Here is a 557-nt window from a genome sequence, read left to right as displayed (position 1 = left end):
TCTGGATGTCGATGCGGATGCGGCCCTGGCTCACATGGCCGAACAGCTCGGCCAGCAGGGCCTGCTTCTCGGCCGGATCGGCGATGTAGTCGGCCAGCGCCGGGCGCGTCAGGTACAGCGAGCCCTTGCGCGCCAGGATGTTGGGATCGAACGGCTCTACCGTGCCCGACGCCGTGCCCACGCAGACCATCAGCCCACGGCGCTTGAGCGAGTCCAGCGAAGCCATGAAGGTGTCCCGGCCCACGCTGTCGAACACCACGTCAACGCCGCGCCCGCCGGTCAGCTCGCGCACCGCAGGCGCCACCGGCTCGCGGCTGTAGTTGATGACATGGTCGCAGCCATGGGCGCGCGCCACCTCGGCCTTGGCATCGCTCGACACCGTGCCTATCACCGTCAGCCCCAGCAGCTTGGCCCATTGCGACACGATCAGGCCCACGCCGCCGGCGGCCGCGTGCAGCAGGATGGCCTCGCCGGGCTGGAAGTCGTGGATGCGGCGCATCAGGTAGGCCGAGGTCAGGCCGCGCATGGTCATCGCGGCGGCGGTCTCGAAGGCGATG

The 557-nt window shown here is 69.8% G+C and carries 1 protein-coding gene; it reads right to left on the bottom strand.

Translation table 11 applies throughout. The features are described 5' to 3' along the window. The coding region (locus tag ACODRX_RS25855) for a zinc-binding dehydrogenase (protein WP_488874407.1) at positions 1 to 557 on the bottom strand (557 nt) is incomplete at both ends.

Source organism: Comamonas sp. FG99 (assembly GCF_057808605.1).
This window is presented reverse-complemented; position numbering and strand designations above follow the sequence as displayed.